This window comes from Pseudomonas sp. AN3A02 (assembly GCF_011765255.1).
Lineage (GTDB): Bacteria > Pseudomonadota > Gammaproteobacteria > Pseudomonadales > Pseudomonadaceae > Aquipseudomonas.
Genome location: NZ_JAARNI010000007.1, coordinates 178,743 through 202,466, shown reverse-complemented (window position 1 = coordinate 202,466; position 23,724 = coordinate 178,743). Strand labels below are relative to the sequence as shown.

23 protein-coding genes are annotated in these 23,724 nt (G+C 61.2%); 14 read left to right on the top strand and 9 right to left on the bottom strand.

The window, feature by feature from the left end; all coding sequences use genetic code 11:
- Positions 1 to 3 precede the first annotated feature (3 nt).
- The gene (locus HBJ59_RS23485; protein ID WP_167664899.1) at positions 4 to 690 is read left to right on the top strand and encodes an SDR family oxidoreductase; all 687 of its coding nucleotides are present in this window, start codon (positions 4 to 6) and stop codon (positions 688 to 690) included.
- Between the two features lie 145 nt (positions 691 to 835).
- Positions 836 to 2,194 (top strand): 8-oxoguanine deaminase, encoded by a 1,359-nt coding sequence (locus HBJ59_RS23480; protein WP_076017934.1) that lies wholly within the window; start codon positions 836 to 838, stop codon positions 2,192 to 2,194.
- A 155-nt stretch (positions 2,195 to 2,349) separates the two neighbouring features.
- On the opposite strand, the gene HBJ59_RS23475 is transcribed toward HBJ59_RS23480, so the two are convergent.
- Positions 2,350 to 3,438, bottom strand: coding sequence for a calcium:proton antiporter (locus tag HBJ59_RS23475; protein WP_167664898.1), 1,089 nt, complete (start codon positions 3,436 to 3,438; stop codon positions 2,350 to 2,352).
- 194 nt (positions 3,439 to 3,632) lie between these two features.
- Between HBJ59_RS23475 and HBJ59_RS23470 the strand changes: the two genes are divergently transcribed.
- Entirely contained in the window at positions 3,633 to 4,586 is a 954-nt protein-coding gene (locus HBJ59_RS23470) for an adenosine deaminase (protein WP_008430770.1), read from the top strand.
- On the opposite strand, the gene HBJ59_RS23465 is transcribed toward HBJ59_RS23470, so the two are convergent.
- Positions 4,583 to 5,275, bottom strand: a complete 693-nt coding sequence (locus HBJ59_RS23465; protein WP_076017936.1) for a helix-turn-helix transcriptional regulator — start codon at positions 5,273 to 5,275, stop codon at positions 4,583 to 4,585. The two genes, HBJ59_RS23470 and HBJ59_RS23465, sit on opposite strands and share 4 nt — an antisense overlap.
- Positions 5,276 to 5,413: 138 nt before the next feature.
- The gene (locus tag HBJ59_RS23460; RefSeq protein WP_167664897.1) at positions 5,414 to 6,343 is read right to left on the bottom strand and encodes a LysR family transcriptional regulator; all 930 of its coding nucleotides are present in this window, start codon (positions 6,341 to 6,343) and stop codon (positions 5,414 to 5,416) included.
- Between the two features lie 117 nt (positions 6,344 to 6,460).
- Between HBJ59_RS23460 and HBJ59_RS23455 the strand changes: the two genes are divergently transcribed.
- The 3 genes from HBJ59_RS23455 to HBJ59_RS23445 all read left to right on the top strand — a co-directional run bounded on the left by HBJ59_RS23455 (position 6,461) and on the right by HBJ59_RS23445 (position 8,120).
- Positions 6,461 to 6,754, top strand: coding sequence for a putative quinol monooxygenase (locus HBJ59_RS23455; protein WP_167664896.1), 294 nt, complete (start codon positions 6,461 to 6,463; stop codon positions 6,752 to 6,754).
- 27 nt (positions 6,755 to 6,781) lie between these two features.
- On the top strand, positions 6,782 to 7,795 hold the full coding sequence (locus tag HBJ59_RS23450; RefSeq protein ID WP_167664895.1) for a zinc-binding alcohol dehydrogenase family protein: 1,014 nt from the start codon (positions 6,782 to 6,784) through the stop codon (positions 7,793 to 7,795).
- A gap of 145 nt (positions 7,796 to 7,940) precedes the next feature.
- Complete coding sequence (locus HBJ59_RS23445; RefSeq protein WP_003211153.1) at positions 7,941 to 8,120, top strand: hypothetical protein; 180 nt, start codon at positions 7,941 to 7,943, stop codon at positions 8,118 to 8,120.
- A 5-nt stretch (positions 8,121 to 8,125) separates the two neighbouring features.
- Here the strand turns inward: HBJ59_RS23445 and HBJ59_RS23440 are convergent, their stop codons facing one another.
- Positions 8,126 to 9,319, bottom strand: a complete 1,194-nt coding sequence (locus tag HBJ59_RS23440) for a multidrug effflux MFS transporter (RefSeq protein ID WP_167664894.1) — start codon at positions 9,317 to 9,319, stop codon at positions 8,126 to 8,128.
- Positions 9,320 to 9,405: 86 nt separating this feature from the next.
- Positions 9,406 to 9,606, bottom strand: coding sequence for a heavy-metal-associated domain-containing protein (locus HBJ59_RS23435; RefSeq protein WP_063033291.1), 201 nt, complete (start codon positions 9,604 to 9,606; stop codon positions 9,406 to 9,408).
- 147 nt (positions 9,607 to 9,753) lie between these two features.
- Between HBJ59_RS23435 and HBJ59_RS23430 the strand changes: the two genes are divergently transcribed.
- From HBJ59_RS23430 to cueR, 3 genes are all read left to right on the top strand, one after another.
- Positions 9,754 to 10,134, top strand: coding sequence for a hypothetical protein (locus tag HBJ59_RS23430; RefSeq protein ID WP_003211148.1), 381 nt, complete (start codon positions 9,754 to 9,756; stop codon positions 10,132 to 10,134).
- Between the two features lie 180 nt (positions 10,135 to 10,314).
- Complete coding sequence (locus HBJ59_RS23425; protein WP_167664893.1) at positions 10,315 to 12,516, top strand: cation-translocating P-type ATPase; 2,202 nt, start codon at positions 10,315 to 10,317, stop codon at positions 12,514 to 12,516.
- Positions 12,513 to 12,914, top strand: coding sequence for a Cu(I)-responsive transcriptional regulator (gene cueR, locus HBJ59_RS23420; RefSeq protein WP_076017943.1), 402 nt, complete (start codon positions 12,513 to 12,515; stop codon positions 12,912 to 12,914). The genes HBJ59_RS23425 and cueR overlap by 4 nt, the downstream gene beginning before the upstream one ends.
- Before the next feature lie 142 nt (positions 12,915 to 13,056).
- Here cueR and HBJ59_RS23415 read toward each other — a convergent pair whose 3' ends face one another.
- Positions 13,057 to 13,956, bottom strand: coding sequence for a PA4780 family RIO1-like protein kinase (locus HBJ59_RS23415; RefSeq protein WP_076017944.1), 900 nt, complete (start codon positions 13,954 to 13,956; stop codon positions 13,057 to 13,059).
- Between the two features lie 266 nt (positions 13,957 to 14,222).
- Positions 14,223 to 15,500, bottom strand: coding sequence for an acetyl-CoA C-acetyltransferase (locus tag HBJ59_RS23410; protein WP_076017946.1), 1,278 nt, complete (start codon positions 15,498 to 15,500; stop codon positions 14,223 to 14,225).
- A 114-nt stretch (positions 15,501 to 15,614) separates the two neighbouring features.
- On the opposite strand from HBJ59_RS23410, the gene HBJ59_RS23405 reads away from it, so the two are divergent.
- The 4 genes from HBJ59_RS23405 (at position 15,615) to HBJ59_RS23385 (ending at position 21,642) form a co-directional block, all read left to right on the top strand.
- Entirely contained in the window at positions 15,615 to 16,967 is a 1,353-nt protein-coding gene (locus tag HBJ59_RS23405) for a 3-oxoacyl-ACP reductase (RefSeq protein ID WP_167664892.1), read from the top strand.
- Between the two features lie 2 nt (positions 16,968 to 16,969).
- Positions 16,970 to 17,818 carry a MaoC family dehydratase gene (locus HBJ59_RS23400; RefSeq protein WP_167664891.1) on the top strand — a complete coding sequence of 283 codons (849 nt, stop codon included), beginning with the start codon at positions 16,970 to 16,972 and terminating at the stop codon, positions 17,816 to 17,818.
- A gap of 292 nt (positions 17,819 to 18,110) precedes the next feature.
- Entirely contained in the window at positions 18,111 to 19,781 is a 1,671-nt protein-coding gene (locus HBJ59_RS23390; RefSeq protein ID WP_178124282.1) for a collagen-like triple helix repeat-containing protein, read from the top strand.
- Between the two features lie 175 nt (positions 19,782 to 19,956).
- A complete protein-coding gene (locus HBJ59_RS23385) occupies positions 19,957 to 21,642 on the top strand; it encodes a ShlB/FhaC/HecB family hemolysin secretion/activation protein (protein ID WP_167664889.1) in 1,686 nt (561 codons plus the stop codon).
- A 153-nt stretch (positions 21,643 to 21,795) separates the two neighbouring features.
- On the opposite strand, the gene HBJ59_RS23380 is transcribed toward HBJ59_RS23385, so the two are convergent.
- Positions 21,796 to 22,203: a response regulator gene (locus HBJ59_RS23380; protein ID WP_167664888.1), complete on the bottom strand. Its 408-nt coding sequence runs from the start codon at positions 22,201 to 22,203 to the stop codon at positions 21,796 to 21,798.
- A gap of 65 nt (positions 22,204 to 22,268) precedes the next feature.
- Complete coding sequence (locus tag HBJ59_RS23375) at positions 22,269 to 22,460, bottom strand: Flp family type IVb pilin (RefSeq protein WP_167664887.1); 192 nt, start codon at positions 22,458 to 22,460, stop codon at positions 22,269 to 22,271.
- A 316-nt stretch (positions 22,461 to 22,776) separates the two neighbouring features.
- On the opposite strand from HBJ59_RS23375, the gene cpaB reads away from it, so the two are divergent.
- Complete coding sequence (cpaB, locus tag HBJ59_RS23370; protein WP_167664886.1) at positions 22,777 to 23,715, top strand: Flp pilus assembly protein CpaB; 939 nt, start codon at positions 22,777 to 22,779, stop codon at positions 23,713 to 23,715.
- The last annotated feature ends 9 nt before the right edge of the window (positions 23,716 to 23,724 follow it).

Below are 23,724 nucleotides of genomic sequence, written 5' to 3'. Positions count from 1 at the left end.
TTCATGTCCACTTCAAGAACCGCACTGATTATCGGCGCCTCCCGGGGCCTGGGCCTTGGCCTGGCCAAGCAACTGCTGGCGGACGGCTGGGACGTGACCGCCACCGTGCGCGATCCGCAAAAGGCCGATGCCTTGAAAGCCCTTGGCCCGGTGCAGATCGAAAAGCTCGACATGGATGACCAACAGGCCGTGATCGCCCTGAGCCAGCGCCTCAAGGCAAAAACCTTCGACCTGCTGTTCGTCAACGCCGGCGTCAAAGGCCCGGCCAATCAGGAACCGGGCCACGCCACCCTGGCCGAAGTCGGCCAACTGTTCTTCACCAACGCAGTGGCGCCGATCAACCTGGCCCAGCGTTTTGTCGGGCAGATCCGCCCGGATACTGGCGTGCTGGCGTTCATGAGTTCGATCCTCGGCAGCGTGACCATCCCCGACGGCTCGGACCTGGCCCTGTACAAAGCCAGCAAGGCCGCCCTCAACTCCATGACCAACAGTTTCGTTACCCAGTTGGGTGATCAAAAACTGACCGTGCTGTCGTTGCACCCGGGCTGGGTGAAAACCGACATGGGCGGCGAAAACGCACACATCGACGTGCCCACCAGCGTGCGCGGCCTGATCGATCAGGTAAATGCCTACAGCGGCAAGGGCGGCCATCACTTTGTGGACTACAAAGGCGAGACCATCGCCTGGTAAAAAACCGCGATCGTTATCGGCCGATTGCCGCCGATAACGATCCACACGTAAACTGCGCACCTCGCCCTTCCCGGCGACCCTGGATCAGCAGACAGGGCAACACTGAGCTGGCAAACCTGAACCCATCATTCAGAGGAGCCGGCCAATGCCTGCGACCCGTATCTGGTTAAAAAACCCCCTCGCGATTTTCACTGCAAATGGCCTCGACGCCCGTGGTGGCCTGGTGCTGCAAGACGGTGTGATCACCGAAGTGCTGGGCTGGGGACAAGAGCCCGCCGTGCCCTGCGGACAAGTCTTCGATGCCCGTGAGCATGTCGTCCTTCCGGGGCTGATCAATACCCACCATCACTTCTATCAAACCCTGACCCGTGCCTGGGCACCGGTGGTTAACCAGCCGCTCTTTCCCTGGTTAAAAACCCTGTACCCGGTCTGGGCCCGACTCACCCCGGAAAAACTCGCCCTGGCGAGCAAAGTGGCTTTGGCTGAACTGCTGCTCTCCGGCTGCACCACGGCGGCAGACCACCACTACCTGTTCCCGGAAGGCCTTGAAAACGCGATCGACATACAAGTCGACAGCGTGCGTGAACTGGGCATGCGCGCCATGCTCACCCGCGGCTCCATGAGCCTGGGCGAAGCCGACGGCGGGCTGCCACCGCAGCAAACCGTGCAACAGGGCGAAGTGATTCTGGAAGACAGCCGCCGTCTGATCCGCCAGTACCACGAGCGCGGCGACGGCGCGCAAATCCAGATCGCCCTGGCGCCCTGCTCGCCGTTTTCCGTCACCCCGGAAATCATGGAAGCCAGCGCCGAACTGGCCAACAACCTCGACGTGCGCCTGCACACGCACCTTGCAGAAACCCTCGATGAAGAAGACTTCTGCCTGCAGCGTTTCGGCCTGCGCACTGTGGATTACCTCGACAGCGTCGGCTGGCTCGGCCCGCGTACGTGGCTGGCCCATGGGATTCACTTCAACCCAGAAGAAATCGCACGCCTCGGCGCGGCCGGAACGGGGATCTGCCATTGCCCGAGTTCCAACATGCGCCTGGCATCCGGGATTTGTCCGACCCTCGACCTGCTCGCCGCCGGCGCACCGATTGGCCTGGGCGTGGACGGTTCGGCGTCCAATGATGCGTCGAACATGATCCTGGAAACGCGCCAGGCCCTGTACATCCAGCGCCTGCGATACGGGGCGGAGAAAATCACCCCGGAGCTGGTGCTGGGTTGGGCAACGAAAGGCTCGGCACAGTTACTCGGCCGCAGCGATATCGGCGAACTGGCCGTAGGCAAACAGGCGGACCTGGCGTTGTTCAAACTGGATGAGCTGCGCTTTTCCGGCAGCCATGACCCGATTTCGGCACTGCTGCTGTGCGGCGCCGACCGGGCGGACCGGGTGATGGTCGGGGGCAAATGGCGGGTGATCGACGGGCAGGTTGAGGGCCTGGATCTGAAAGGCTTGATTGCCGATCACAGCCAGGCGGCACGGGAACTGATCAACCGGACTTAACTGAAGAAACACCCTCAAAATGTGGGAGCGGGCTTGCTCGCGAAAGCGTTGGGTCAGTCAATATATCTGGCGACTGACACTCCGTATTCGCGAGCAAGCCCGCTCCCACACAAGCCCGGTTCCCACAATTATTTCTGCGGTGTTTTGAGGATTGGTTACAACCCCAACAGCGACAACATGATAAACGTCGCAAACAACACAAAATGGGTCATCCCTTCGATGGCATTGGTTTCGCCATCGTTGAGGTTGATCGCACTGACAATCAGCGTGATAAACACCATCACCGTCTGCACCGGCGTCATTGCCATCTGAAACGGTTGGCCGGTGTACAGAGCCATGGCTTCCATCACCGGCACCGTCAGGATCACTGTCGACAGCGACGCACCCAGCGCGATGTTCACCACCGACTGCATGCGGTTGGCCAGTGCTGCGCGCAACGCGGTCAAAATCTCCGGCGCAGCGGAAATCGCGGCCACGATGATCGCCGTGATCACCGGCGGGGCACCGGTTCCTTCCAGGCCCAGGTCGAGGGTCTTGGACATCACCTCGGCCAACGCACCAATCACGATCACGCCAAACACCAAAGTCCCGACAGAGAACGACAGGCTGATCGGCGGCGACTCTTCTTCCGGCTGTTTCTTGCGGCGTTTTTCCGGGTAGCTGTAGCTGAAGAAATAACTGTGAGGCCCCACCTGCATCCGCAGGAACAACGTGTACAGCACCACCATCGCGCCAATGGTGAAGGCCGAGTAAATTTTCCAGTCGGCTTCGGGGATAAATTCCGGCACCACCATCGACACACCCATGGCGGTAAGGATCATCACACTGTAGGTCCGCGCCGAATCGTCGTTATAGGACTGCTCGCCGTGCTTGATCCCGCCCATCAGCGCCGCAAGGCCGAGGATGCCGTTGATGTCAAGCATCACTGCCGAATAAATGGTGTCGCGCACCAGGGTCGGCGACGGCTCGTTACTCATCATGATCGCCAGGATCACCACTTCCACCAACACGGCGGCAAGGGTCAGGATCATGGTGCCGTAGGGATCGCCAACCTTTTCCGCCAGTTGCTCGGCGTGATGCGCCACGCGCATCGAGGCTACGACGATAAAACCGATCAGCGCTATGCCGCCGAGCAGCGCCACCATCTGCCCGCTGTGCAGCATCCAGTGCTCCAGCGGGTATGCGGCGATGGCGGCAATCAGCGCCAACAGCATGAATTTCTCTTGCTTGATAGATGTGAGCATTGCAGGCCTTTTGAACGCGGCGAATCCGTCATTGATGGGGTACAGACTGCACCGCGCCGCTAACGTTTCGTTACACCTTAGTTCACGCATCGCTTGCACGACGTTCGCGGATACTCACCGCTTGGTCAGGTTTTGCCGATTATTTCGGCGTGCGCCTGTAGAATGCCGCCATTGCACCTGATGAGAATTTATAAATGTACGATTGGCTCAACGCCCTGCCCAAGGCTGAATTGCACCTGCACCTGGAAGGCTCGCTGGAGCCTGAGCTGCTGTTCGCCCTGGCCGAACGCAACAAAATCGCGCTGCCGTGGAACGACGTCGAAACCCTGCGCAAGGCCTACGCCTTCAACAACCTGCAGGAGTTTCTCGACCTCTACTACAAAGGCGCCGATGTATTGCGCACCTCCCAGGACTTCTACGACCTGACCTGGGCCTACCTGCTGCGCTGCAAGGCGCAGAACGTGATCCACACCGAGCCGTTCTTCGACCCGCAGACCCACACCGACCGTGGCGTCCCCTTCGAAGTGGTGCTCAACGGTATCGCTGCCGCGTTGAAAGACGGCGAGCAACAACTGGGCATCACCAGCGGTTTGATCTTGAGCTTCCTGCGCCACCTGAGCGAAGAAGAAGCCGAAAAAACCCTCGACCAGGCGCTGCCATTCCGTGATGCGTTCGTTGCCGTGGGCTTGGACAGTTCGGAAATGGGTCACCCGCCGAGCAAGTTCCAGCGCGTGTTCGACCGTGCCCGTCACGAAGGTTTCCTGACCGTCGCCCACGCCGGTGAAGAAGGCCCGCCGGAGTACATCTGGGAAGCCATCGACCTGCTGAAAATCCAGCGTATCGACCATGGTGTACGCGCCATTGAAGACGAACGCCTGATGCAGCGGATCATCGACGAGCAGATCCCGCTGACGGTGTGCCCGCTGTCCAACACCAAGCTCTGCGTGTTTGACGACATGTCCCAGCACAACATCCTCGACATGCTTGAGCGTGGGGTGAAGGTCACGGTGAACTCGGATGACCCGGCGTACTTCGGCGGTTATGTCACCGAGAACTTCCATGCGCTGTACACCTCCCTGGGCATGACCCAGGATCAGGCCAAGCGCCTGGCGCAAAACAGCCTGGATGCACGGTTGGTCAAGCCTTAACCAACGACCGGTCTGGCGAGCCGGGCAATTTCCATTTGCCCGGCTTCACTGACCTGCAGCACCTGAGACTCATTGATCACACTGACCCAGTTCGACTGCAAACACAGTTGCAATAGCGCGACCCCCAACGCACCGCCCAGGTGCGGCTGCTGTTCGCTCCAATCAAAACAATCACACACGACCGGCTGAACCAGTGCCTGGGTAAAAATCCCCAGCGCAGCGAGTTTGCGCGCCCCCAGCGGTGTCACTTCAGTGCGCTGCTCCGCACGTTCGATCCACCCTGCTGCCATCATCCGTTGATACAAACCCGCCGCCAGTTCGCCGCCCAGGTGGCCATGGCAGAGCCTGGCCCGCCGCAAAGCGAGAGGCGCAATCAGTGACTGGGAATGGGTGGGCGTACTGCGTGCAACGCTGGCCATGGTGGTGCAGGCCAGGGCATCCACGGCGGCGCCCACGTCGGCGGCGGCCATACGGAAAAAGCGTTTGCCGCTACGGGCCTCGACGCGCAACAGCCCGCCGGCCGTCAAGCGTGTCAGATGAGCATTCGCCGAGGCCGACGACAGCCCCGCCAACGTAGCCAATTCATCGCAAGGTTTAGCCGAGCCGTCCATCAACGCCCAGACCATCGCGGTGCGTTTCGGGTCGGCCAGCAGGTTGGCGATCTGACTGATGCAAGGTGCCTGTTCCATGTGCTCATTCACTCCCTGTTGAATCATTCGTCTGCTGCAGTTCGCGGAAAAGTATAAGCGTGAAAACGCCGGGTTCCGTGCCGTCTTACAGCGCAACCAAGGACAGAGGCTGAAGGAAATTTCCCGATATTCCCGGAGTTAGGGTGTAGGGGCGGACCGCTCCGGCAACTGCGCAGTCAATGTCGCACAACGAGCAACGAGCATTTCCCGCAGAAGATTGATCGGCTTGCTCAGTTGCGCGCGATGGGCGCACAGCAGGTTGAGCGGCGTGCGCTCGCCCCGCAGCTCCGGCAGGATCAGGCGCAAGCGGCCGGCCAGCACATCAGAGCTGACATCCAGCCAGGACTTGTAGGCGATACCCACCCCGGCCACCGCCCAGCGCCGCACCACATCGGCGTCGTCGCTGAATCGGTCGCCGGTCACGGTCAGGCTGACGTCGCGCTTGCCATCGTTGAAACCCCAATGGTCATGCACCCGGCTGCCGAGCATATACAGCAGGCAATTGTGTTGGGTGAGCTGTTCCAGATGGCGCGGTTCGCCATGCCGCGCCAGGTAGCTGGGGGCGGCGCAGAGCACGCGGTGGTTGTCCGGGGCGATGGGCAGCGCGATCAGGCTGGAATCTTCCGGCTCGCCGTAGCGCAGGGCGATGTCCACCGGCTGGCGGAACAGGTCGGCAATCCGGTCGCCCAACAGCAGGCGTACGCTCAGGTCGGGGTATTCGCGCTGGAACTCATCCAGCCAGGGCAACAGCTGGTTACGCCCAAAGTCCGACGGCGCCGACAGTTGCAGCACCCCGCTGACTTGGTCCTGGCCACTGGCCAATAAGCGCCGGCCTTCATCCAGGCTGCTCAAGGCGGCACGGGCGTACTCCAGAAAGCCCTCACCCTCGGCGGTCAGGCGCAGGCTGCGGGTGGAGCGCGCCAGCAAACGTGCGCCCAGTTGCTGTTCGATACGCTTCAACGCCGCGCTGGCCACCGCCGCCGACATGTCCATGACCCGCGCCGCCGCCGAAAGGCTGCCCAGGTCTGCCGCACGCACAAACAACTGCAAGTCATCAAAACGCAGCACGCTGACCGCCCATTATCAAAAAAATGTTGAAAGAGACTGCTCTTTTAGCGGGTTTTATCTTCGAGAGAAATAGCCAATCATCTGTCCATCCCGTTCATCACGTATCTGGAGTCGAATATGTCTGCTGCCTTTAACGTCATCGCCACGCTGATCGCCAAACCCGGCCAACAAGCCACCCTGGAAACCCTGCTGCGCGAGCTGCTGGAACCGACCCGCGTCGAGGCTGGCTGCCAGCAGTACGACCTGCACCAGGACCTTCAACACCCCGAGACCTTCTACATGCTCGAACGCTGGAGCGACGACGCCGCGCTGGCCGACCACGACCAGAGCGCCCATATCCAGAATTTCCGCGCCAAGGCTGCCGACGTGCTCGAGCATTTCGAACTCAAGCGCCTGAAGCTTCTTGCCTGATCAACCGACCCCTTTTTGGAAACCATCATGAAAGCCATCGCCTACTACGCCGCATTGCCCATCAACGATCCAAAATCCCTGCAAGACATCGAATTGCCAGAACCGGTCGCCGGCCCCCGCGACCTGCTGGTGGAAGTCAAAGCCATCTCGGTGAACCCGGTGGACACCAAGGTGCGCCAGAACGTCGCCCCGGAAAACGGCGCCGCCAAAGTGCTGGGCTGGGACGTGGCCGGCGTGGTCAAGGCCGTGGGCAGTGAAGTGAACCTGTTCAAGGTCGGTGACAAGGTGTTCTACGCCGGCTCCCTGGTACGCCCCGGCGGCAACAGCGAACTGCACACCGTGGATGAACGCATCGTCGGCCACATGCCGAAAACCCTGGGTTTCGCCGACGCGGCCGCCCTGCCGCTGACCGCCATCACCGCCTGGGAGTTGCTGTTCGAACGCCTGCAAGTGCGTGAAGGCAAGACCGATGAAGGCCAGAGCCTGCTGATCGTCGGTGCGTCGGGTGGTGTGGGATCTATCCTGACCCAACTGGCGAAACAGCTTACCGGCCTGAAAGTCATCGGCACCGCCTCCCGGCCTGAAACCCAAGCCTGGGCCAAGGACCTGGGCGCCGACCTGGTGATCGACCACAGCAAACCGTTGAGCGAAGAATTGAAAAACGCTGGCCATCCGCAGGTGAACTATGTCGCCAGCCTGACCCAGACCGACCAGCACCTGGACCAACTGGTAGAAGCGCTGATTCCACAAGGCAAACTGGCGCTGATCGACGATCCCAAGGCGCTGGACGTCAGCAAGCTCAAGCGCAAGAGCCTGTCCCTGCATTGGGAGTTCATGTACACCCGCTCGATGTTCGAGACCCACGACATGATCGAGCAGCACAACCTGCTCAACCGCGTCGCCGAACTGATCGACGCCGGCACCCTGAAAACCACGGTGGGCGAGCACTTTGGCGTGATCAACGCGGCCAACCTGCGCCGCGCCCACGAACTGCTGGAAAGCGGCAAGGCCAAGGGCAAGATCGTGCTGGAAGGGTTCTAACGAAAGGTTCTGTCAGTGTCGTCTGTTATTCATGTGAGTAATGGACGACACCGCTAGTCAGAGACTTGATCCTTGTCATATTTGTGAGCGTATTCGGGTTTATATTGGCCGCCTTTGCCACGCAATTTACGTGAGGAAGTCAGCAATGAAGATCCTGATAAAAGCGCTAGCAAGATCCGAAGGCAACAAATGGCAGGTCCGTCTCGACCAGAACGCCTTTACCTTCCGCAGTGAGGCCGAAGCCCGCGCGTTTGCCGACACCCTGCAAACCCGTATCCAGGCCCCTCACCGATTCCCCGAAAGCCAGCAGCGTTCTGCTGGCTGACCCGCTCAGTCCGCCGCTTGCAGTGCCCGTTGGCGCTGCAGGCGCTGGGTCAGCATCGCGAACGTCACCGCAAGCACGCCACACAAGCTGATGACCATTGCCATCGGCATCGCCGTGCCATCGTGCAACACGCCGACCAACGACGCCGCGCCAGCTGCCACACTGAACTGAATGCAACCGAGCAACGCCGACGCGCTGCCCGCTCGTGCGCCCTGCCCACTCATGGCGCAGGCCGAGGTGTTGGGCAAAATGCAGCCCAGGCTGGCGATGCAGATAAACAGCGGCACCAGCAAAGGCCACAAGGCGTCAGTGCGCAGTGCAGTAATTGCCAGCAACGACAGGCCCGCCGCCAGGTAGACCCATACCGTGCGCGACAGCAAAAACGCCGGGCCGCGTGAGGCCAGCAAGCGCGCATTGACCTGTGCCACCAGGATAAAGCCGGCGGCGTTGGAGCCGAAGACCCAGCCATAGTGCTCGGCGGGCACGCCATAGAGTTTGATAAAGACGAAAGGCGAGCCCGCGATGTAGGCAAACATGCCGGCAATCGAGATACCACCGGTCAAGGCATAGCCCAGGTACACCCGGTCCGACAACAACCGGCCGTACTGGCGCAGCGCGCCCGACAGCGGCTGGCGCGGTTGATGGGCGGGGAAACTTTCCGGCAGCCCGACCGCTACCGCGATGGCCGCCATCACACTGAATGCCGTCAGCGCCAGGAAGATCGACTGCCAGCCCCAGATACCGACCATCACCCCGCCCGCCAGCGGCGCGAGGATCGGCGCCAGCCCGGTAACCAGCATCAGTTGCGAAAACACCTTGGCCGAGCCCACCGCGTCGCATTTATCGCTGACCACCGCCCGGGAGATCACCATGCCCGCGCAACCGCCCAAGGCCTGGACGAAGCGCGCGCCGATCAGCCATTCCAGAGAAGGCGCGTATGCACACGCGAACGAGGCCAGGGTAAACAGGGTGACGCCGCTGAGCAGCGGCCCGCGTCGGCCAAAACGGTCCGCCAGCGGCCCATAGATCAGCTGGCCGATCGCCAGGCCCGTGAAGTACACGGCCAAGGTCAGCTGAATATGTTTTTCGTCGGTGCCGAATGCCACGGCCATGGCCGGGAAACCCGGCAGGTAGAAGTCGATGGCCAACGGCGCGAACGCGCTCAAGGCCCCCAAAATCAGGATTATACGAAGGTTCATCAGGCACCCAGGTGAGTCGGCAGCCCGACAGTCTAGCCGGGCATGGGTGCCTTGAACATAAAGTTAGCTCGCTAACTATCAGAAAATCAGGCGAGCTTGACGCTGTAGCCTTCTTCGCTGATCAGGTTGATCACCTCCGCCGGCGAAAGCAGGCTGCTTTCCACCCCGACTTCCTTTGCTGCGAGGTCGACGCGCACGCTGGCCGCCGGGTCCTTATCCTGCACCGCCTGGGTGACCGAGCGAACGCAGTGGCCGCAGGTCATTCCTTCAACGCTGAATACTTGCATGACATGACTCCTTTGATGAGGTTGCCCGCAGTTTTGACCTTGCCACGATGGCAAGGTCAAGTTCTGAAAACATCGGCCGGGCTGGCATTCATTCGCGCCCTCGGCCAAGCTGCACCTATCCACGATGTGAACCTCGGAGAATTCGCCATGCGCTGGTCATTTTTTGGCCTTGTCAGCCTGATGGGCTTGTTTGCTGCTGTGCCACCGGCCAGCGCAGATGAAGATTATGCGGTGCTGATCATTTCCCGGGAGCGCCTCGAAGTGCCGACCAACTGCGAGATTGGTTTGTACATTCAAGACCAGTTGGCCGGGCGGCTGTTTCAGGAGCAGGCCACCTCCTTCAACTTGCCGGCCGGGAATGTGTCGCTACGCCTGAAATTGTTGCCGGGGCAATCCCAGGGCTGCTTGCCGGGCATGCTCGCACCACCGGCGCAAAACATCACGTTGAAGGCGGGCGACGTGCGCAAGCTGCGTATCGCGCAAGGTCCGGACGGCATGTACCTGAAGCCGGCCGCACTGGAATACTAAGCCCACCCTGTAGGAGCGAGCTTGCTCGCGAAGGTCGTGAACGATAACGCGCCTATCCTGAATGAACGCGGCGCTCTCAGGTTTTTCGCGAGCAAGCTCGCTCCTACAGTAAAAAAGCGTCTTGACCTTCCCCGCAGGTCAAGGTTGATCCTATGGGCAATCTCTCTTGGAGTACTGCCCATGAACGGATCCACCACCTTCGACCTGCCGATCAGCGGCATGACCTGCGCCAGTTGCGCCGGGCGGGTTGAACGGGCACTGGGCAAAGTGCCCGGGGTGCAAAGCGTCAGCGTCAACCTGGCCAACGAACGCGCCCACATCGAAGTGCTCGGCCAAATGGACCCCAGCGTCCTGATCGCCGCCGTCGACAAGGCCGGCTACACGGCCACCCTGCCCCAAAGCGAAACCGCCACCCAGGCCAGCCAGGAACAACGCCTGAGCCACGAACGCTGGTCGCTGCTGTTGGCGATCCTGCTCGCCGCGCCGTTGGTGCTGCCGATGCTGGTGCAACCGTTCGGCCTGCACTGGATGCTCCCCGCCTGGGTTCAATTTGCCCTGGCCACCCCGGTGCAATTCATCTTCGGCGCGCGCTTCTATATCGCCGCCTGGAAAGCAGTGCGCGCCGGAGCCGGCAATATGGACCTGCTGGTAGCCATCGGCACCAGCGCCGGTTACGGCCTGAGTATCTATGAATGGCTCACGGCGTCCGCGGGCACGATGCCCCACCTGTATTTCGAAGCCTCAGCGGTGGTGATCGCCCTGGTGCTGCTGGGCAAATACCTGGAAAGCCGCGCCAAGCGCCAGACCGCCAGTGCCATCCGCGCCCTGGAAGCCTTGCGTCCGGAGCGGGCGATCCAGGTGATCGACGGTCGCGAGCAAGACGTTGCCATCACCGCCCTCAAACTGAATGACCTGGTGCTGGTCAAACCCGGCGAGCGCTTCCCGGTGGACGGCGAAGTGGTTGAAGGCCAAAGCCATGCCGACGAAGCGTTGATCAGCGGTGAAAGCCTGCCGGTGCCGAAGCAGCCTGGCGATGCAGTCACTGGCGGCGCCATCAACGGCGAAGGCAGGCTGCTGGTGCGCACCCTGGCCCTTGGCGCAGAGAGCGTATTGGCAAGGATCATCCGCCTGGTGGAAGACGCCCAGGCCGCCAAGGCTCCGATCCAGAAACTGGTGGATAAGGTCAGCCAGGTGTTCGTGCCGGTGGTGCTGGTGCTGGCCTTGGCCACGCTGATCGGCTGGTGGCTGTATGGCGCTCCGTTGGAAGTTGCGCTGATCAATGCCGTGACCGTGTTAGTCATCGCTTGCCCTTGCGCCCTTGGTCTCGCCACACCCACCGCCATCATGGCCGGCACCGGCGTCGCCGCCCGCCACGGCATCCTGATCAAGGATGCCGAAGCCCTGGAGCGCGCCCATGAAGTCAGCGCCGTAGTATTCGACAAGACCGGCACCCTGACCTCCGGCGCACCGAAAATTGCGCACTTGGCCGCCGTCGATGGCAATGAAGCGGCCCTGCTGCAACAGGCCGGGGCGCTGCAACGCGGCAGTGAACATCCGCTGGCCAAGGCGGTGCTGGATGCCTGTACCAAGCAGGGCCTGGACGTGGCCGATGTCAGCGCCAGCCAATCCCTTACCGGGCGCGGCATCGCAGGCACTCTCGACGGTCGGCAACTGGCATTGGGCAACCGCCGCCTGCTGGAAGAAACCGGCTTGAGCACCGGCGACCTCGCCGACTCGGCCAGCGCCTGGGAGGCGGAAGGCCGCACCTTGTCCTGGCTGATCGAGCAAAGCCCGCAGCCCCGCGTGCTGGGTTTGTTTGCCTTCGGCGACACGCTCAAGCCGGGGGCGCTGCAAGCGATACAAGCACTCAAGGCGCGGCATATCAGCAGCCACCTGCTGACCGGCGACAACCGTGGCAGCGCCCGCGTGGTCGCCGAAGCCTTGGGCATCGACGACGTGCACGCCGAGGTATTGCCTGCGGACAAGGCGGCTACCGTCGCCGAGTTGAAGAAGACCGGCGTGGTCGCGATGGTCGGTGACGGCATCAACGACGCACCGGCCCTGGCCGCGGCCGACATCGGCATCGCGATGGGTGGCGGCACCGACGTGGCCATGCACGCCGCCGGGATCACCCTGATGCGCGGCGACCCACGCCTGGTGCCCGCCGCGCTGGAAATCAGCCGCAAGACCTATGCGAAAATTCGACAGAACCTGTTCTGGGCCTTTGTGTATAACTTGATCGGCATCCCGCTGGCCGCGTTCGGCCTGCTCAACCCGGTAATGGCCGGCGCGGCCATGGCCCTGTCCAGCGTCAGCGTGGTGAGTAATGCGCTGCTATTGAAAACCTGGAAACCCAAGGATCTGGAGGACGAACGTCCATGAACATTGGCCAAGCAGCACGCCAAAGTGGCCTGAGCGCCAAGATGATTCGTTATTACGAGTCCATCGGCTTGTTGAAAGCCGCCCATCGCACCGACAGCGGCTACCGCATTTATGGTGCCGATGACTTGCACACCCTGGCGTTTATCAAGCGTTCGCGGGATTTGGGATTTTCCCTTGAGGAGGTTGGCAAGTTGCTGACCCTCTGGCAGGACCGGGGCCGTGCGAGTGCCGACGTGAAGGCGCTGGCCCGCCAGCATATCGATGAGCTGAACCAGAAGATCCGCGAGTTGGGGCAGTTGCGCGATACGTTGCAGGACCTGGTGGAACACTGCCAGGGTGATCATCGGCCGGATTGCCCGATTCTCAAGGAGTTGGCGTCGGGCAGTTGTTGCGCCTGACGAGATTTAACTGACTGCACAAAGCAAATGTGGGAGCGGGCTTGCTCGCGAAAGCGGTGGATCAGTCAACTGATGTATTGACTGACACTACACATTCGCGAGCAAGCCCGCTCCCACATTTGGATATCCACTCGCCGTTGGATCACTGCATCCAAGGCGGCGGTGGAGGCTCTTCCGATGCTTTGCTCGGTGGAGCATCATCGGCCGCACGGATCGCCTGGCGACGCTCTTCATCGAGCCGCGCGGCTTCGATCTCGCGGATAACACCGCCCACGTCAGCCAACTCTTCCGGCTCGTCGAACTCGCCAGTCAAGACGCTGGCCGGGTGCAGAGTGCCGGCTTCATACAGCGCCCACATCTCCTTGGCGTACTTGGTCTTCTTCAACTCCGGGGCAAAGCGCCCGAAATAGGAAGCCATGTTGCCCACATCCCGTTCCAGCATGGTGAATGCGTGGTTGTTGCCCGCCGCATCCACCGCCTGGGGCAGGTCGATGATCACCGGGCCCGTCGGCGTCAGCAGCACGTTGAACTCGGAAAGGTCACCGTGCACCAGGCCGGTACACAACATCAGCACGATCTGGCTAATCAGGAAGGCGTGGTATTCACGGGCCTGGTCCGGCTCCAGCGTCACGTCGTTCAGACGTGGCGCAGCGTCGCCGTATTCATCGGCCACCAGCTCCATCAGCAGCACGCCTTCAAGGAAGTCGTACGGCTTGGGCACGCGAACGCCCGCACCTGCCAGACGAAACAACGCCGCTACCTCAGCGTTCTGCCAGGCGTCCTCGGTTTCTTTCTTACCGAACTTGGAGCCCTTGGCCATGGCCCGGGCCTGACGGCTGTTGCGGACCTTGCGGCCTTCCTGGTATTCGGACGCCTGACGAAAACTTCGTTTATTCGCCTCCTTGTAGACCTTGGCGCAACGTAACTCGTTGCCACAGCGCACCACATAAACAGCTGCTTCTTTACCACTCATGAGTGGGCGCAGCACCTCGTCGACCAGACCGTCCTCGATCAGGGGTTCAATGCGTTTAGGAGTCTTCATCAGCTTTTATTGTGGGTCCTTTATTACCAAACACGCGTATGGCACTCGTTATACGGCAATCCTCTCGCCGCGGGGAGAGGGTACCGACCTTTGACCGCTTAAGAATGCATCCAATATGCCAAATTAATCTGCGATCCCCTGTAGGAGCGAGCTTGCTCGCGAAAAACCCGAGGGCACCGCGTTGATTCAGGATGCCAGCGTCTTCGTTAACGACCTTCGCGAGCAAGCTCGCTCCTACAGGGGGTGGTTGTTCATCAATAATGTAATTAGCGCTCAATAATCGCGGTGACGCCCTGCCCTCCGGCGGCGCAGATCGAGATCAGACCCCGGCCCTTGCCGGCCGCGTCCAACAGCTTGGCCAGGTTGGCGACGATACGCCCGCCAGTGGCGGCAAACGGATGGCCAGCGGCCAATGAGCTGCCCTTGACGTTCAAGCGGCTGCGGTCGATGGAACCCAGCGGTGCGTCCAGCCCCAGGCGGGTCTTGCAATACTCCGGATCTTCCCAGGCCTTCAGCGTGCACAACACTTGGGCAGCGAAGGCTTCGTGGATCTCGTAGTAATCGAAGTCCTGCAGCGTCAGGCCATTCCTGGCCAGCAAGCGCGGCACCGCGTACACCGGCGCCATCAGCAGGCCTTCGGCACCGTTGACGAAATCCACCGCCGCCGCCTCGCCATCACGCAAATAGGCGAGGATCGGCAAGCCACGCTCCTTGGCCCAGGCTTCACTGCCCAGAAGCACCAACGAGGCGCCGTCGGTCAGCGGCGTCGAATTGCCAGCGGTAAGGGTGCCCTTTTCGCTTCGCTCGAAGGCGGGCTTGAGGCTGGCGAGCTTTTCAAGGGTCAGGTCGGGGCGCAGGTTGTTGTCGCGGGTCAGGCCGAGAAAGGGCGTGAGTAGATCGTTGTGCCAGCCCTCGGCGTAAGACGCGGCCATTTTCTGGTGGCTTTCCAACGCCAGTTGATCCTGCTCGGCGCGGGGAATCTGCCAGGTCTGCGCCATCAATTCGCAATGCTGGCCCATGGACAACCCGGTGCGCGGTTCGCCGTTACGCGGCAACTCCGGCTTGAGGTGATGGGGACGAAGTTGTAACAGGACTTTTAATTTATCCGCCATGGATTTGCTGCGATTGGCTTGCAGCAGGATTTTGCGCAGTCCCTCATTCACCCCGATCGGCGCGTCAGACGTGGTGTCGACGCCGCCAGCAATCCCGCACTCGATCTGCCCCAGCGCGATCTTGTTCGCCACCAGCAACGCGGCTTCCAGCCCCGTGCCACAGGCCTGCTGAATATCGTAGGCCGGGGTCTGCGGCGACAGGCGCGAGCCCAGCACACACTCGCGGGTCAGGTTGAAGTCCCGGGAATGCTTGAGCACCGCCCCGGCGGCCACCTCGCCAATACGCAGGCCGTGCAGGTTGTAGCGTTCGATCAGGCCTTCCAGGGCCGCGGTCAGCATCGCCTGGTTGCTCGCCGTGGCGTAAGGGCCATTGGAACGGGCGAAGGGAATGCGGTTACCGCCAATGATCGCTACACGGCGCAATTGAGTCATGGAAAGCTCCCTGAAGGTTGTGGGGTGAGTCTTTGAGACTAGCCTAGGCTCAATCGAACGACTTTCACCTATTGATGGTCCACCGTTTGAACCCCAGCACTCGGAGAGCGTTCCATGTCTGACCGTTATATTGACTTCGCCAACTCAAGCCTCGGCCATCGCCTGGTCGCTGCCATTGGCCTGCCGTCACCGGTGCGCCTGGAACGCTGGCAGGCCGGACGCCTGCGCCCGGTGGAGGGTGCGCTGCTGATCGGCGGCGGCCCGCTGGCAACAAAAATCCTGCCGTTCGCCAATAAGCTTACCGACGCTATCTATAGCTACGGCACCGAACCCTCGACGGCAACCACCTGGATTCCCGGACACGGGCCCAAGCTCAAGGCCGTGGTGTTCGACGCCAGCCAGTTGCAGCACACCGATCAACTCAAGCAGTTGCGGGAATTCTTTCAGCCGTTGATGAAGAACCTCGATCACAGCGCGCATCTGGTGATCCTCGGCCGCGCCCCGGAAAGCCTCAGCGACCCGTTTGCCGCCAGCGCCCAGCGCGCCCTTGAAGGCTTCAGCCGGTCGTTGGCGAAAGAGCTGCGCAGCGGCGGCGTCCTGCAATTGCTGTATGTGGGCGACGGCGCCGAAGACCAGCTGGAAGGTGCACTGCGGTTCTTCCTCTCACCTAAAAGCGCCTACATCTCCGGCCAAGTGATTCGTTTAAATGCCTGCCCGACCCAGGTCGAGGATTGGACCCGACCACTCGCCGGGCGCAGGGCCCTGGTGACCGGCGCCGCACGCGGCATCGGCGCCTCAATCGCCGAAACCCTGGCCCGTGATGGCGCCGAAGTGATTCTGCTGGACGTGCCGCAAGCCAAGGCCGACCTCGACGCACTGGCTGCGCGCCTGGGTGCCCGCAGCGTCGCCCTGGATATCTGCGCCGAAGACGCCGCCACGCAGTTGATCGAACACCTGCCGGACGGCATCGACATTGTGGTGCACAACGCCGGCATCACCCGCGATAAAACCCTGGCCAACATGACCCCGGAATACTGGGACGCAGTATTGGCGGTCAACCTCAACGCGCCGCAAGTGCTGACCAAGGCGCTGCTGGACAACGGCACCCTGCACGACAACGGCCGCGTAGTGCTGCTGGCGTCCATCAGCGGCATCGCCGGCAATCGCGGGCAAACCAATTACGCCGCCAGCAAGGCCGGGCTGATCGGCCTGGCCCAGGCGTGGGCGCCGTTGCTGGGGGAACGCGGGATCAGCATCAATGCCGTGGCCCCAGGGTTCATCGAAACCCAAATGACCGCGCACATTCCCTTCGCTTTGCGTGAGGCCGGGCGCCGTATGAGTTCGCTGGGCCAGGGCGGCTTGCCCCAGGACGTCGCCGAAGCAGTGGCCTGGCTCGGTCAACCGGGTTCGGGCGCGGTCAGCGGGCAAGCGTTGCGAGTGTGTGGGCAAAGTCTATTGGGAGCGTAAGCATGGAGTGGCAAACATTAGGCAGCACCCCGTTTCTGCCGCCGCTGTATTGGCGTGCGGCGCTCAAGCGCAAGATCACCGGCACCACGTTGCCCGAACAAGGGTTGCGCTGCCGGGTCAGCGTCAACCCCAAGGAGGTGGCCGCCTATCGCAAGGTCTGCGGGTTTGCCGAGAGCCCGGTGCTGCCGGCCACTTATCCACACATCCTGGCGTTCGGCCTGCAGATGCAGTTGCTCACCGACAAGGCGTTTCCATTCCCATTGCTGGGGTTGATTCACCTGAGCAACCGGATCCGCATCCTGCGCCCCTTGGGGGGTGTGAGCGACCTGACGGTTGGTGTCTACGCGCAGAACTTGCAACCCCATGCCAAGGGCGCGACTTTCGATATCGTGACCACGGTCGAGGATTCATTGGGGCTGCTGTGGGAAGCCGAAAGCCGGATGCTCTGTCGTGGCGTGAAACTCGATGGCGTTGCGGCGGATAACGCGTTGCAAGCCCCCGTCAGCGTCAGCGAGTTGACCCGATGGAAAGCCCCCGCCGATATCGGACGCCGTTACGCTCGGGTGTCCGGCGACTACAACCCGATTCACTTGAGTGCGATCACCGCCAAGTTGTTTGGCTTCCCCCAGGCAATTGCCCATGGACTATGGAACACGGCACGCACACTGGCCGAACTGGGTGAACACTTACCCGCAGCCAATATTGAGATAGACGTCGAGTTTAAAAAGCCGGTGCGCTTGCCCAGTGAAGTGACCTTATGGGCAAGTGCCGCCGGCTCAAGCGGTGAGTTGCAACTAAAGGGGGCCGGGGACATTGAGCATATGACGGGACGTTGGCGACCTATCGCCTGATTAATTGTATATATACACCTTAAGTTATAGCGGGCTATCGATAGCCCGCTAAGTTTATTAACCCCATGATTTTAAACACCTCCTGCTTTTCAATTCCCTCTTATATATACCCTTGGTATTAATCACTAAGCGGACCACTCGTGGGGGTATATAAATCGTTAATACCAAGTTGAGCATTGCGAGAAGAAGTGCCCGGGTCTGTTATAGCCATAACGGACGAATGTATCGCTGCCCTTAGAAACAGCGAACTTCGATAACAACAAAGGCTGTACCAGGTGCAAGGAACTCAATCATGAAAACTCAAGTCGTGTTGTGGAAAGCAAGTACCGCGCTGGCCCTGATTCTGGCAGTAAGCCTCGGAGGCTGCAGCAGCGGTGGTGGTGGTCATCACAGTAGCGTCGCCGCGTCCTCTCCGGATGCCGGCGCCGGATCAGGTGGTGGCACTGGCGGCGGAACAGATGGAGGCACTGGCGGTGGTACCGGCGGTGGCACTGATGGCGGTACTGGTGGTGGTACAGGTGGCGGCACTGGCGGCGGTACCGGTGGTGGCACAGGTGGCGGCACTGGTGGTGGTACAGGTGGCGGCACTGGCGGCGGTACAGGTGGTGGTACAGGTGGCGGTACCGGTGGTGGTACAGGTGGCGGCACTGGCGGCGGTACAGGTTCGACCACTCCGCTGGTCACCGGCCAGGTAGTGGGCGCTGTTGGCGGTGTCGTCGGCAACGTCGGCACCGCGGTGGGCGACCTGGGTTCAACCCTCACCACTGTCCCCATTGTCGGCACCACTGCTGGCGGGCTCGTCACCGCGACAGGCACTGCCGTCAACAGCATCGGCACCGGCCTGACCGACGGTCTGGGCACACTGGGTACCAATAGCAATTCCCTGGGCATCACTGTTGCCGGCGTCGCCAACGGCGTGGCCGACTTGGGTACCGGCGTTTCCAACACCGGTAAATCCCTGGGCACTACATTGGGTGGCATTCCCGTGGTCGGTGGTTTAACCGGGGGCGTGGGTGGCACAGCAGGCGGCCTGGTCGATAAGGTCGGCCAAACCGTGACCATGCTCGGCGACACCTTGAGCACGGCCAGCACCACCGGACCACTGGGCGGTTTGACCAATACGGTCGGCAAAAGCGTACTGGTACCCGTCGTCTCCCTGGTGGAAAACACCACCGGCAACCTGGGTAATAAAACCGGCCTGGGCAATCCTGTCGGTGGCGTACTGGACAAAGTCGGGGCCACGGTCAAAGGTCTCGGTGGCCAAGTGGCCAGCGCGGGCGGTGCAGGCAACCCTCTCGGGACTATCGTAGGCGGCGCGCTGACCGGTGTTGGCAACACCCTTGATAAGTCGAGTGGCTACGTCAATCCGGCAACCACTACCCCGCAATCGGGTCTGCCTGAACTGGTCGGTGGCCTCGTCGCCAACGTGGGCAACGGCCTGAATATCGGCAACACCAATGGTGCTGTCAGTGCGGCAGGCATCACCGGCGGCGCGGTGGGCAACACTGTCGCGTCCCTCGGCACTCTGATTGGCGGCAACGGTGTAGCCAACACCGGCGCCACCGCTCCAGTCGCTGCTCTGACGACCAATGTCGGTGCCGCGCTGAACCCAGTGACTTCGGGTGTTGCCGGGCTGACCCAAAACATCGGTACCACTACCGGCATCGGTGCACCGGTGAACGGTCTGGTCACCCAAGTCGGCGGCGCAGTCAGCGGCCTGGGTACCAACCTGACGGCAGCCAACGCCAACCCGATCACCAACGCCGTAGGCGGTACGCTGAATGCAGTCGGCAATACGGTCGGCTCGGTGGGTGGCTTGGTCACCGGCGGCACCAGCGGTAGCGGTGGTGGCCTGCTCGGCGGCTTGAATGTAGGGGGTGGCACTCCCGCCGGAGGCACTGCAAACACAAACACCGGTGGTGGCCTGGGCGGCTTGCTCGGCGGGCTGACCGGTAAAAAGTAGAATTGCACCTGGCCATTAGACGGCCTCCCCTCCAGCGCCTACGCTTGGTTGAGACGAGAGATTCCAATGAGTCTCTCGTCTTTTTTATTGGCCAGTGAAAGGCCTTCCCGAACCGCGCCCCAGAGCCCGGCGGGAATCCGCGAAACGCTGCTGCAGTTTGACCATGGAGTGTCCTATGCGCGCCTCGACGCCGTTGTTTCTACTCACCCTGATTGCTGCCAGTGTCCACGCCGAGACCCTGCCCAGCTTCCTCAACAGCAACGACACCATTCGCAACCTGCCGGTGCCCAATCTACCCGCCGACGCCTATCGTCCGGTCACGCCGCAGACCCAGTTGCCCGAGCCGGCCGCTACCCAGAATCAGCCACTGTTGATGGACACCAAAGTGACCATCCGCAAGCTGCAAATCGATGGCGGGACGATCTACCCGCTCAAGGACGTGGCCCAGGTTTTCGAGCCGCTGATTGGTCATGAAACCACCGTCTCACAACTGATCGAAGCCACCCGTGGCATCACCCGCCGCTATCAGCAGGACGGCTACCTGTTGTCCTACGCCTACCTGCCTGATCAGCGCTTCGAAAACGGCCTGGTGCACGTGGTACTGGTGGAAGGCTACATCAAGGATTACGACGTGCAGGGCGACATCGGCTCAGTCTCGGCCTACGTCGACAAACTGGCGAACAAGCTGCTGGGCGAGCGCCCGCTGACCCGCAAGACCTTCGAACGCTACACCACGCTGATGGGGCGTATTCCGGGTGTGACGCTGCAGGCGCAGGTACCGCCGCCGGGCACTACCGATGGCGGCACGCACATGCAGATCCAGGCCTCGCGCAAACCCTTCACCAGCAGCATGAGCATGACCGACGACAGCCGTGGTGGCCTGCAAGCCCTGATCACCGGTACCAGCAATTCCCAGACCTCCATGGGTGAGCAACTGAGCCTCAGCGGCCTGTTCCCGCCGGGCGAAGACAAGGAGCACTACTACCGCCTGGGATACAGCCAGTTCGTCAACGCCGAGGGCACCCAACTGGTGGTGAACGCCGAACGTTACCGCGCCGACCCGCGCAGTAACGTGCAACTGGACGGCGGTTTTGAACTCAAGCCACACCAGGAAATCGACCGCTACTCCGTTGGCCTCAGCCATCCGCTGATCGCCTCCCCGACCGAGTCGCTGACCTTGGGCACGCGGCTGTATGCCGTGGACCAAACCACCCGCTATCAACTGGTGGGTTTCCCTCAACGCTTCGACCTGGAAACCAACCTGCGCGCCCTGGCTTTTGAAGGCGACTGGCGCAAGTCCGACACGCGCCAACTGCGCATCCTCAGCGCCGGCCTGTACCAGGGCATCGACGGCCTGGGCGCCAAGACTCGCAGCGACTTCGAAGGCATAAAACCCGACATCGACTTCTTCCGCCTGCGCCTCTCGGGCGTGCAGAGCGACAAGTTCTTCGATAACTGGCAAGGGGTCGCCTCGGCGGCCGTTTACTGGAGCAACGACACCCTGCCCGACAGCGAACGCGCGACGTTCGGCGGGCAGAATTTCGGGCGTGGCTACCCGGATGACCAGGGCTCAGGCGACAAGGGTTGGGGCGTGGCATATGAGGTCAACTACAGCTTCAACCGCAGCGGCGAATGGGTAAAAATCCTGCAGCCGTATGTGGTACTGGATAAGGCCAAGACCTGGTTCAACGAGTTGCCGGTCAAGGCCAACAACATGTCATCGGCAGCGGTGGGCCTGCGTTTCGGTGACAACAAGTACTACAACATCGCGCTGGAAGCGGCCAAGCCAATGTCGGACATTGCCCTGGACAGCTTCAATCGCCGGCCGCGGTACACGCTGAGTTTCAGCTACCAACTCTGACCCCTGCTGCCAACTCCGCCCTCTACTGTAGGAGCGAGCTTGCTGGCGAAGAATGTCCAGACAACGCGGGAAACCAGACTGCCCGCGTTATCGTTGACGTTTTTCGCGAGCAAGCCCGCTCCCACACAAGCCCGTTCCCACACAAGCTCGCTGCTACATCAGCCTGATTTTGGGGATGGGGAAAAGGTTGTTGAGGGTGTCGATCAAGCGCACCAGGTAGATCGGCTTGCGAAACAGGTCCAGTACCTGCAAACGCAGCATATCGCTGACATCATCCATCTCGGCATGGCCAGACATGACGATCACCGGCAGGTGCTGGCGAGCGGTGTGTTCGCGCAGGCGCTTGATCAAGGAAATACCACTTTCCTCGGGCATGCGCAGGTCGGTGATCACCAGGGCGATATCGGGGTGCAGGGTCAGCTCTTGCAAAGCGAAGGTAACCGAGGTGGCGGTAAAACAGACAAAGCCCTCATTCTCCAGCGACTCCGCCAGTTCAATAAGGGCGTCCTCTTCGTCATCCACCAAAAGGATTTGTTGCCGGGGAGACAAAGAGGAGTTCATGGGGAGATGCCTGATGCGCAATAGATCATTCAGCGGAACCTGCACATGCTACGCGAGCACCAGAGTCAAGTATGAATGGCGGCCTGTATCGCAGTAAAAATGCCCGTTACCGCGGTCCGGATGGGGGTAATAAAGGCAGCCAGCGCCACCGCAACCATCGCCGCAACCAGTGCGTATTCGATACCCGATGCGCCCTCTTTGGAATAGAAAAAAATCTGGACTTTGATGAAACCCGTGCGAATAAGATCAAGGAACATAATGACTTCTCCTTTGCGCTCACGGCGCTGGTATCGCGGCATCACAAAAATGATTTCGGTGTGCCACTAGAGCATTGTCAACAAACCCCATACCAACAACTGTAATAACTGATTAATCACAAAGTATTAGTCGGCAGGCTGACGCCAAAAATCCAGCTTTTTTCAGCGCTTATGGAGATATTTTTCGCCCGGTAATGGCATTTCGTCCTAGCTGAACTACCTTCAAATAGCGAAATAGTTAGAAGTTTGAAGCGATCCGAATACGCCAGCATTAGTAGGAAAGAGCAGTGGATGCAGCAGGAAAAGGAGAGCCTTCATGAACAGTCGGATTAGCTTGATCCTCGCCGGGCTGCTATTGGTAGGCGCATTGATTGCAGGCTACTGGGGTTTAGTACTCAGCCGCCCTGCCCCTGTCGCACCGCCCGTGCCCCCATCACCTGAAGTGGCGCAACCCGTAGCCGAAGACCAGACACGCCAACCCGTGGTGGTGCTGGCCCATGACGTTGCGCCTTTTGTTGAGCTCACCGCCGCCGACCTGACCCTGGAAAGACTGCGCACCGTGCCCGCCGGCAGCCTGACCAGCCTCGACCAGGCCGTGGGCAAGGTCCCTTGGCGGCCGCTGTCGGCCGGTACCTGGCTGACAGAGGAAAGCTTCAATTCCGGCGGCACTCTGGCGCGGATGATCCGCCCCAACGAACGCGCCCTTGCCGTCGCCGTGGATGAAGTGATCGGCGCCAGCGGGCAACTCTCTCCGGGGGACTATGTGGACGTCCTGCTCTTCCTGCGCCAGGAAGCCAGCAACCCGCAGCAGTCCGCACAAATCGTGGTACCCGCCTTGCGCCTGTTGGGTGTGGGCGACCAATTGGGGCTGACCAACGATGGCAAGCCCGGCTCCGTACCACCGACCACCCCAGATGAAAAACTCAAGGCCCAGCAAAGTCGTGCCAGCGCACGTACGGTCCTCCTCGCCGTACCGGAGCAACTGATGAGCCGGCTGATGCTCGCCGCCCAATCCGGCGTGTTGCGCCTGGCCGTACGCAGTGCCGACGAACAACTGTTGAGCCAATACTGGGCCGGTGAAACGGAGTCCGCGATCAACCTGGAAAACACCCAGCGCGATCTCTATCAGTTCAACCAACTATCCTTCAGCCAGGCGCCCCTCAACAGCTTCGGTCCAGCCACTGCCAATGGCGCTCCAAAACGTTCGGGGGTCGAGGTGATACGCGGCAACCAGGTGACTCAACAAACGCCCTGAAAGCGCTAA